At 63.1% G+C, this 9,460-nt stretch carries 8 protein-coding genes; all 8 read right to left on the bottom strand.

What is annotated here, in order from left to right:
* Nucleotides 1-97: 97 nt before the first annotated feature.
* The 8 genes from QMX97_RS30215 to bioF all read right to left on the bottom strand — a co-directional run bounded on the left by QMX97_RS30215 (nt 98) and on the right by bioF (nt 9,341).
* Nucleotides 98-1,867, bottom strand: a complete 1,770-nt coding sequence (locus QMX97_RS30215) for an acyl-CoA dehydrogenase C-terminal domain-containing protein (protein WP_065904679.1) — start codon at nt 1,865-1,867, stop codon at nt 98-100.
* 90 nt (nt 1,868-1,957) lie between these two features.
* Entirely contained in the window at nt 1,958-3,247 is a 1,290-nt protein-coding gene (locus tag QMX97_RS30210; protein WP_282398122.1) for a GGDEF domain-containing protein, read from the bottom strand.
* A 208-nt stretch (nt 3,248-3,455) separates the two neighbouring features.
* Entirely contained in the window at nt 3,456-5,261 is a 1,806-nt protein-coding gene (locus QMX97_RS30205; protein WP_065904685.1) for a phenylacyl-CoA dehydrogenase, read from the bottom strand.
* 316 nt (nt 5,262-5,577) lie between these two features.
* Nucleotides 5,578-5,859 (bottom strand): pyrroloquinoline quinone biosynthesis protein PqqE, encoded by a 282-nt coding sequence (locus QMX97_RS30200; protein ID WP_282398121.1) that lies wholly within the window; start codon nt 5,857-5,859, stop codon nt 5,578-5,580.
* A 106-nt stretch (nt 5,860-5,965) separates the two neighbouring features.
* Complete coding sequence (bioD, locus tag QMX97_RS30195) at nt 5,966-6,646, bottom strand: dethiobiotin synthase (protein ID WP_065904689.1); 681 nt, start codon at nt 6,644-6,646, stop codon at nt 5,966-5,968.
* Nucleotides 6,643-7,455: a malonyl-ACP O-methyltransferase BioC gene (bioC, locus tag QMX97_RS30190; RefSeq protein WP_282398120.1), complete on the bottom strand. Its 813-nt coding sequence runs from the start codon at nt 7,453-7,455 to the stop codon at nt 6,643-6,645. Before bioC ends, bioD begins: the two co-directional genes overlap by 4 nt.
* Nucleotides 7,448-8,179 (bottom strand): alpha/beta fold hydrolase, encoded by a 732-nt coding sequence (locus QMX97_RS30185; RefSeq protein WP_120450206.1) that lies wholly within the window; start codon nt 8,177-8,179, stop codon nt 7,448-7,450. The genes bioC and QMX97_RS30185 overlap by 8 nt, the downstream gene beginning before the upstream one ends.
* Nucleotides 8,172-9,341, bottom strand: coding sequence for an 8-amino-7-oxononanoate synthase (gene bioF, locus QMX97_RS30180; RefSeq protein ID WP_282398119.1), 1,170 nt, complete (start codon nt 9,339-9,341; stop codon nt 8,172-8,174). The genes QMX97_RS30185 and bioF overlap by 8 nt, the downstream gene beginning before the upstream one ends.
* Nucleotides 9,342-9,460 lie beyond the last annotated feature (119 nt).

The raw sequence follows: 9,460 nt of genomic DNA, 5'->3' as shown, positions 1-9,460 counted from the left end.
GCTCGCGAAGGCGCTGTGTCAGTCACCTGAGGTGCTTCTGACACATGACCTTCGCGAAGCAAGCCCGCTGCGCAGTTAGCGCTTGGAGAATCCGTGCCTACAGTGCAAACAACTGCGCAGGCAAGCTCATCAGGCACTCGCTGCCCGCCTCCACAGCGGCGCGATGAGTCGCTGTACGCGGCAGCAAACGCTTGAAGTAGAAGTCGCAGGTAGCCAGTTTGGCTTGGGCGAACTCGGCGTCGTCGTGTGCCTGAGCCGCTATTGCCATACGCAACCACAAGTAGGCCAAGATGATGTAGCCGCTGTACATCAGGTAATCCACGGCCGCTGCGCCGACTTCATCGGGGTTCTTCATCGCGGCGGTACCGACCTTCACCGTCAACTCGCCCCACTCCTGGTTCAACTGATTGAGTTGCGCCACATAAGCCTTGAGCTGCGGATGCTCGGCATTCGCCGCGCAGAACTTATGCACAATTTTGGTAAAGCCGCGTAACAACTTGCCCTGGCTGCCGAGCACTTTGCGTCCCAGCAGGTCGAGGGCCTGGATGCCGTTGGTGCCTTCATAGATCGGTGCAATCCGTGCATCGCGGGCCAGTTGCTCCATGCCCCATTCGCGGATGTAGCCGTGGCCACCGAAAATCTGCATGCCGTGGTTGGTCACCTCCAGCCCAGTGTCGGTCATGAACGCCTTGCAGATCGGGGTGAGGAACGCCAGCAGGTCTTCGGCCTCCTGGCGTTGGCCGGCGTCGCTGCCCAAGTGCGCGGTGTCGAGCAATTGCGCGGTGAAATAGGTCAGCGCGCGGTTGCCTTCGTTGAATGCTTTCATGGTCAGCAACATGCGGCGTACATCGGCATGCACGATGATCGGATCGGCGGGTTTTTCCGGGGCCTTGGCGCCGGTCAGCGAGCGCATTTGCAGACGGTCGTTGGCGTACTTGACCGCGCCCTGGAAGCTCGCCTCGCCATTGCACAAGCCCTGCATGCCGGTGCCCAGGCGCGCATGGTTCATCATGGTGAACATGCAGTTGAGGCCTTTGTTCGCCTCGCCAATCAAGAAGCCTTTGGCACCGTCAAAGTTGAGCACGCAGGTGGCCGAACCCTTGATACCCATCTTGTGCTCGATGGAGCCGCAGTGCACCGCGTTGCGTTCGCCCGAATCGGCATGGAACTTGGGCACGATGAACAACGAGATGCCCTTGGTACCCGCCGGTGCATCCGGCAGCTTGGCCAGCACCAGGTGAATGATATTGGCGCTCATGTCGTGCTCGCCGGCCGAGATGAAGATCTTGCTCCCGGTGAGCGCATAACTGCCATCCGCCTGGGGCACGGCGCGGGTCTTGATCAGGCCCAGGTCGGTGCCGCAATGGGCTTCGGTCAGGCACATGGTGCCGGTCCACTCACCGGCGGTGAGTTTGCCCAGGAACGTGGCCTTCTGTTCGTCGGTGCCGTGGGCGTGGATCGCCGACATCGCGCCGTGGGTCAGGCCCGGGTACATCCCCCAGGAGGTGTTGCTGGAGCCGATCATCTCGCTGAGCACCAGGCCGAGCGATTGCGGCAGGCCCTGGCCACCGTAGGCCGGATCCGCCGCCACGCCGTGCCAGCCGCCCTCCACATACTGGGCGAAGGCCTGCTTGAAGCCCTTGGGCGTGGTGACCACGCCATTATCGAAATGGCAGCCTTCTTCATCACCGCTGCGGTTGAGCGGTGCGAGCACGTTCTCGCAGAATCTGGCGCCTTCTTCGAGGATGGCACTGACCATGTCCGGGCTGGCATCCGTCGCGCCCAAGGCCGCGTAGTGGCCGTGGAAATCAAACACGTTGTCGATCAGAAAGCGCATGTCGCGCAGAGGAGCTTTGTACTCAGGCATGGCAATGTCTCCGGCAGCAGATGGTTTTAACCTACTGCCGGCCGGCGCCCCGGACAATCACTGTAGAACCGCTGAATACAGCGCCATCACTCAACCGGCAGCACTCTCCGTGCGCACGGCGCCACGCCGGGTTTGCCCGGCCGCCACCACACAGTTACGCCCGGCGCCCTTGGCGGCGTACAGCGCCTGGTCGGCGGTCTTGAGCACCTCTTCGGGGGTGCGCTGCTCCACCTGGCGCTCGGCCACGCCGATGCTGATGGTCACTGACACACTCGATGCGCCGCTGCCGGCACGGCGCTGACGGCCCTGATGATCGTCCTGGGGACGGTCCGAGTTGCGCAGCTTGATGTCGTAGTCGGCGATGATCTCGCGAATCTCTTCCAGGTGCGGCATGCACTCATCCAGGGTCTTGCCGGCGAACACCACGGCGAATTCCTCACCGCCATAGCGATAGGCACGCCCACCGCCGTTGACCTTGGACAGTTTGCTCGCCACCAGGCGCAGCACCTGGTCGCCTACGTCATGGCCGTGGGTGTCGTTGAAGCGCTTGAAGTGGTCGACATCGCTCATCGCCAGCACGTAGTTGCGCCCCAAGCGCTGCATGCGCTCATTCAGCGCTCGGCGCCCCGGCAAGCCGGTCAGCTCGTCGCGGAAGGCCATTTGATACGCCTCGTGGGCCACGCCGGCGGCGATCATCAGCATCACCTGGCTGCACATGATGTTCAGGGTAAACGGCAGGATGAAGGTTTGCGGCAGCATCCAGAACAACCCCAGCAACCCCACCAGTTGCGCCGCGTGCAGCGGGCGCGGCTGGTACCAGTACTGGGCGGCGAGGGTCAGGAAGCCGATCAGGAACATCGGGTACGACAGCTGGATCAGGCTCATCCAGGTGCCATGCAGCGCCGGCCAGCGAATCTCTGCCAGCCAGTTCAGCACCGCCTGGGGATAACTTTGCTCCAGCGCCAATGCCACGCTGCCGACCGCCAGCAGCACCGCGCCACGGGCGACGAAGTCACGGAACAGGTGGGTCTTCTCCTGCCAGAGCGCGTAGATGCTGAAAAGCAGAGGCAACAACAGGCAACACAAGTGAAACACCACGGCGGCGTCTTCGCGCACGCGCCCATTGTCACGGTAGAAGTCGGTCTGGGTGTCGAGCAGGAAATAGGCGATGTACACCGTGATCATCAAGAACAGTTCACGTTGGCGGCGATACACCGCGCAGTACGAACCTCCGAGCAACAGCACCAGGGTCGGCATCACGTTGAACAGCGAGGTGAAGAAGACGTTGAGATCCTTGACGTACGCAGCCGAGAGCCCGGCCAGCAAGAGCAGCAACGAAGGGAGAAAATGACTGAAACGTACAGCGGACACGCGTGACAAGGGTAAAGCTCCGACCCGCAAAGAAGTAATGGCACTGTGCCTTCACGCAGACAGTTAAGCACAACCTGTGTGACATGTATCACATTGCCATCACTTTAACGGCAGCCTGCGGCAATCCCTGAGCGCATTACTGCGGTTTTTTCTCACGCATAAAAAAACCGCCGCGCCTCAAAGGGCGCGGCGGTTTGTTCAGGCAACCCGGTAAGGCTTAGTAAGCCAGGCCGAAGTCCTCTTCTTTCATGTCCATCAGGTTGTTGGCGCCCGACAGCATGGTGGCCACGTGGGTACGAGTCCGTGGCAGGATGCGCTGGAAGTAGAAGCGCGCAGTTTGCAGCTTGGCGGTGTAGAACGCCTCTTCGGTGGTGCCGGCAGCCAGTTTCTCGGCGGCCAGGCGGGCCATGTCGGCCCAGAAGTAGGCCAGGCAGGCGTAACCCGAGTACATCAGGTAATCCACCGACGCCGCACCGACTTCTTCACGGTCTTTCATCGCGGCCATGCCGACCTTCATGGTCAACTCGCCCCACTCTTTGTTCAGCGCGGCCAGCGGCGCAACGAATTCCTTGACGGCCTCGTTGCCTTCGTTGGCCTGGCAGAACTTGTGCACGATCTTGGTGAAGCCCTTGAGCGCTTCGCCCTGGGTCATCAGCACTTTACGGCCGAGCAGGTCCAGCGCCTGGATGCCGGTGGTGCCTTCGTACAACATCGAGATGCGGCTGTCGCGAACGTTCTGCTCCATGCCCCACTCGGCGATGAAGCCGTGGCCGCCGTAGATCTGCACGCCGTGGTTGGCCGATTCAAAACCGACTTCGGTCATGAACGCCTTGGCGATCGGAGTCATGAAGGCCAACAAGCCATCAGCCTGTTTCTTGGCGTCTTCGTCGGTGCCGTACTTGACGATGTCCACTTGCTTGGCGGTGAAGTACACCATCGCACGGTTACCTTCGGCGAAGGCTTTCATGGTCAGCAGCATGCGGCGCACGTCAGGGTGCACGATGATCGGGTCAGCGGCTTTGTCCGGGGCTTTCGGGCCGGTCAGCGAACGCATTTGCAGGCGGTCGCGAGCGTACTTCAGGCCGCCCTGGAAGCCGATCTCGGCGTGGGACAGGCCTTGCAGCGCGGTACCCAGGCGAGCGGTGTTCATAAAGGTGAACATGCAGTTCAGGCCTTTGTTCGCCGGGCCGATCAGGAAACCGGTGGCCGCGTCGAAGTTCATCACGCAGGTGGCGTTGCCGTGGATGCCCATCTTGTGTTCCAGGGAGCCACAGGTCACTGCGTTGCGCGCACCGATCGAGCCGTCTGCGTTAGGCAGGAACTTGGGCACGATGAACAACGAGATACCTTTGGTACCCGCCGGTGCATCCGGCAGGCGGGCCAGCACGATGTGGACGATGTTGTCGGCCATGTCGTGTTCACCGGCCGAGATGAAGATCTTGGTGCCGGACACTTTGTAGGAACCATCGGCCTGAGGCTCAGCCTTGGTGCGCAGCATGCCCAGGTCGGTGCCGCAGTGTGGCTCGGTCAGGCACATGGTGCCGGTCCATTCGCCCGACACCAGCTTGGTCAGGTAAGCGGTTTGCTGCTCGGGGGTGCCGTGCTCGGAAATAGTGTTCATCGCACCGTGGGACAGGCCCGGGTACATGCCCCACGACCAGTTGGCCGCGCCAACCATTTCACTGACCGCCAGGCCCAGGGATTCCGGCAGGCCTTGGCCGCCGTGCTCGACATCGTGGGCCAGGCTTGGCCAGCCGCCTTCGACGAACTGTTTGTAGGCTTCTTTGAAACCGGTAGGGGTCTTAACGCCTGACTCGCTCCAGGTACACCCTTCGATGTCGCCCACGCGGTTCAACGGTGCCAGCACTTGCTCACAGAACTTGGCGCCTTCTTCGAGGATGGCGTCAACCATGTCCGGGGTAGCGTCCTGGCAAGCCGGCAGGCTCTGATAGTGCGCTTCATAACCGAGCAGTTCGTCACGAACGAAGCGAATATCACGCAAGGGGGCCTTGTAGTCAGGCATAGCGATAAACCTCTGCTGATGAATCTGGAATGAACAACCGCATGGATTTGTTGTGGCGGTCAAACAGGTGTTTGAAACATACGTTTACGACCTGGGGTTGTCAAGCATCGTCCCGACGCCGTTTGTCATGACGCGCATCAATGCCAGGCACGGCAAGGCCTGCGGCGGGATGCCACAAGGCGCTCAGGAGAGAAACAGAACCGCAGGAGCTGGCTTGCCTGCTTTACAGGCGCCGCGGTGTATCAAGGGGACCGAGTAGAGGTATCGCAGGCAAGCCAGCTCCCACAGAAGAACCGGCCTACCTGGAAAGAGGGGATCAGGCGTAGGTGTCGATCAGCGTGCCGAGCATTTCATCCGAAGCCTTGGCGACTTTGGCGCCCAGCTCCACTTGAAACTTGCCTTCGGCCATTTCGACCATATTGCTGGCCGAGTTGGAAGGCTGGGCCCGGTCGTTGGCGCGAAGACGATCGATCTGCGCATCCGACGGTTGGGTAGTCGCGGCGCTGGCAATTTTGCCGGCGGCCTGGTCGACACGGCTCTGCCCGGTCTGAATGCTGCTCAGGCCCGAGTAAAACGCGCTGCTTCCAGAGATTTCCATGGCGTAAGCCTGCCTTTAGAGAATCGTGAACGCTGATTGAAGCAGAGAACCCGGCAAAACGCCCGTCAAAAACACTAATGGCATAATGCCTTGTCGATAGCCAAAATCAGTCAAGCAGGTCCAACTGCAGGTGCTGCGCCACGGCTTCGGCGCTGGCGTGCTTGAGTTTCGGCACGCGGCCCAGGCACGGTGCGGGCAAGCGTTCGGCCAGGGTGGCAAGGTTTTCTTCCAGACGAGAGGTCTTGGGATCGATGATGTTCGCCACCCAACCCGCCAGCGGCAAACCGTCCCGCGCGATGGCTTCGGCGGTGAGCAAGGCATGGCTGATACAGCCCAGGCGCACGCCGACGACCAGAATCACCGGCAGCTTGAGCGCCATCGCCAGGTCCGACAGGTTGTCCTGGTCGGCCAACGGTACGCGCCAGCCGCCTGCGCCTTCGATCAAGGTGAAATCCGCTTGCCGCGCCAGGATCTGCTGCATGGGCTTCAACAGCGATTGCACGGTCAACGCCACCCCCGCCTCGCGCGCGGCCAGGTGCGGGGCGATGGCAGGCTCGAACGCCACCGGGTTGACCTCGGCATAACTCAGCGGCAATGAACATTCGGCCAGCAGCGCCAGCGCGTCCGCGTTGCGCAAGCCTTTGGGCGTGACCTGGCAACCGGAGGCCACCGGCTTTCCGGCGGCGGTGCTTTTGCCGAGCTGGCGTGCGGCGTGCAACAGGCCGGCGGCGACGGTGGTCTTGCCGACATCGGTGTCGGTGCCGGTGATGAAGTAGGCGGCGCTCATAGAGGTTTCTCCAGTACGGCATACACCACTTGGTAAGTCGCCGGCAGGCCCTGGGCCTGGCGGAACTGCTCGTAAGCGTTCACCAGTGCAACAATCCGCGCGCGCCCCGTCAACCCTCCCGGGCGACCCGGGTTGAGGTTATGCGCGCCCAATGCCTTCAATTCGTGGGTGAGGCTGCGCACATCCGGGTAATGCAGCACATGCGGACGACGCTCCAGGCTCACCACGCGCAAGCCGCTGGCGGCGCACAACTGCTGATACGCCTCGAACGTGCGGAAGCGATTGACGTGAACCAGCCCGTCGACGGCGCGCCAGCTGTCGCGCAGCTCACCCAGGGTGCCCACGCACAAGCTCGCAAACGCCAACACACCGCCGGGCTGCAGCACGCGCCAGGCTTCGCTGAGTACGGCGTCGAAGTCCGCACACCATTGCACCGCCAGGCTGGAGAAGATCAGCCCACAACTCTCGTCTTTCAACGGCAGGCGCTCGGCATCACCGGCGATGAAATGCTCGGCCCCGCCCAGTGGACGCGCGTGGTTGAGCATGCCTTCGGCGATATCCAGGGCCACGCCCTGGCTGGCTGGCAATAACCCCGCCAGCGCGCGGCTGAAATAGCCGGTGCCACAGCCCATGTCCAGCCAACGATCTGGCGCGATAGCCGTCGGCAGGCGTGCCAGCAGCGCATGCCCTACCGCGCGCTGCAACTCGGCGACACTGTCATAACTGGCCGCCGCGCGGGAAAAGGAAGCCGCCACCTGGCGCTTGTCCGGCAACGCGCCGGGCAAGGAAGGCTGGGATAGATCAGTCATCGACGCACTCATGCAAAAAAGCCTGGATGGCCCCCGCCACACCGTGGGGGTCTTCCAGAAGAAAAGCGTGACCGGCCTGTTCAATCAGGCCGATTTCAACATCGGGCAGCAGGGCCAGCAAGTGGCTGGCGGCCTCGGCGGGGACCAGTTCGTCCAACCCGGCAAACAGGTGCAACTGCGGGCCGCGATAGGCCAGCAAGGCTTCACGGGTGTCCAGTTGGGCGAGCAACTCCAGGCCGCTCATCAATGCGCTGGGCGGCGTAGTCGGAGCCCCGCTGACCAGCAGGCGCGCCAGCCCGCGCGGGTCTTCGGCCCCCTTGGCGCACAGCAGGCCGAAGCGTTTGAGGGTCACCTGTGAGTCGGCATGGCAACCGGCGAGAAACGCATCGAAGGTCTCGGCGGGCATCGCGCTGGGCCAGCCGTCATGGGCGACAAAACACGGGTTGCTCGCCAACGTCAGCAGGCCGCAGCAGCGCTCGCCGCGGCGCGCCGCCAGCTCAGAGGCGAGCATGCCGCCCAGGGACCAGCCGCCCAGCCAGGCGTTGTCCGGCAGCGTGGCGTCGAGTTCGTCGAGCCACTCATCCACGTCGCTGGAAGCCAGCAGCGGCAAGGGCTCGATCTGCACCCGCAGGTGCGCATCAATCCCCTGCAGGGCGGCGGCCAGGGGTTCCAGCGGTGATACGCCAAGGCCCCAGCCGGGCAGCAATATCAGTCGATCACGCATGGTCGGACTCCAAGCGAAAACACGCTTCCAACGCGTCTAACAATAGCTGCACCTGCGCTGCGCTGTGGGCTGCCGTCAAGGTCACGCGTAAACGTGCACTGCCGGCCGGCACGGTGGGCGGACGGATCGCGGTAACCATCAGCCCGCGCTCGCGCAGCCGCTGGGACAGGCGCACAGCCTTGGCGCTGTCGCCAATCAGGATGGGCTGGATCGGCGTAAAGCTGTCCATCAAGTCCAGGCCAAGCTGCTCGGCGCCCTGGCGGAACTGGCGAATCAGGCCATTGAGGTGCTCGCGGCGCCAATGCTCGGTGCGCAGCAACTCCAGGCTTTTCAGCGTGGCGCAGGCGAGCGCCGGCGGCTGGCTGGTGGTGTAGATGTAGGGCCGGGCGAATTGGATCAGGCTTTCGATCAGCTCCTCACTGCCGGCGACAAACGCGCCGGCGGTGCCGAACGCTTTGCCGAGGGTGCCGACCAACACCGCCACGTCCTCCTGGCTCAAGCCGAAATGCTCGACAATCCCGCCCCCATTGGCGCCCAGAGGGCCGAAGCCGTGCGCGTCATCCACCATCAGCCAGGCGCCCTTGGCCCGGGCTTCACGGGCCAGTGCCGGCAAGTCGGCGAGGTCGCCGTCCATGCTGAACACGCCATCGGTGACCACCAGGGTATTGCCGGTGGCTTTCTCCAGGCGCTTGGCCAGGCTGGCGGGGTCGTTGTGCAGGTAGCGATTGAAACGCGCCCCGGACAGTAGCCCGGCATCCAGCAAGGAGGCGTGGTTGAGGCGATCTTCCAACACCGTATCGCCCTGCCCGACCAGCGCCGTGACGGCGCCAAGGTTGGCCATGTAGCCGGTGGTGAACAGCAAGGCGCGTGGACGCCCGGTGAGGTCGGCCAACGCTTCTTCCAGCTCATGGTGCGGCGTGGCGTGCCCGACCACCAGGTGCGAAGCGCCGCCGCCCACGCCCCAGCGGGACGCACCGGCGCGCCAGGCTTCGATCACTTGCGGGTGATTGGCCAGGCCGAGGTAATCGTTGTTACAGAAAGCCAGCAACGGCTGGCCATCCACCACCACTTCCGGGCCTTGGGGGCTGCCGAGCAAGGGGCGTTGGCGATAAAGGTGTTCGGCACGGCGGGCAGCGAGGCGCGCGGCGAGATCGAAAGACATGCAGGCCTCGGCAGATCAAGGAACTTGAGACTGAATGCGATCAACTGTGGGAGCGGGCTTGCTCGCGAAGGCGGTGTATCAGTGTCAGATGTGCTGACTGACCCACCGCCTTCGCGAGC

It is taken from the genome of Pseudomonas sp. PS01298, from assembly GCF_029959745.1.
GTDB classification, from domain to species: Bacteria; Pseudomonadota; Gammaproteobacteria; order Pseudomonadales; family Pseudomonadaceae; genus Aquipseudomonas; species Aquipseudomonas aylmerensis.
The sequence above is the reverse complement of the archived record's forward strand: the minus strand, read 5'-3'. Positions and strand labels throughout refer to the sequence as shown.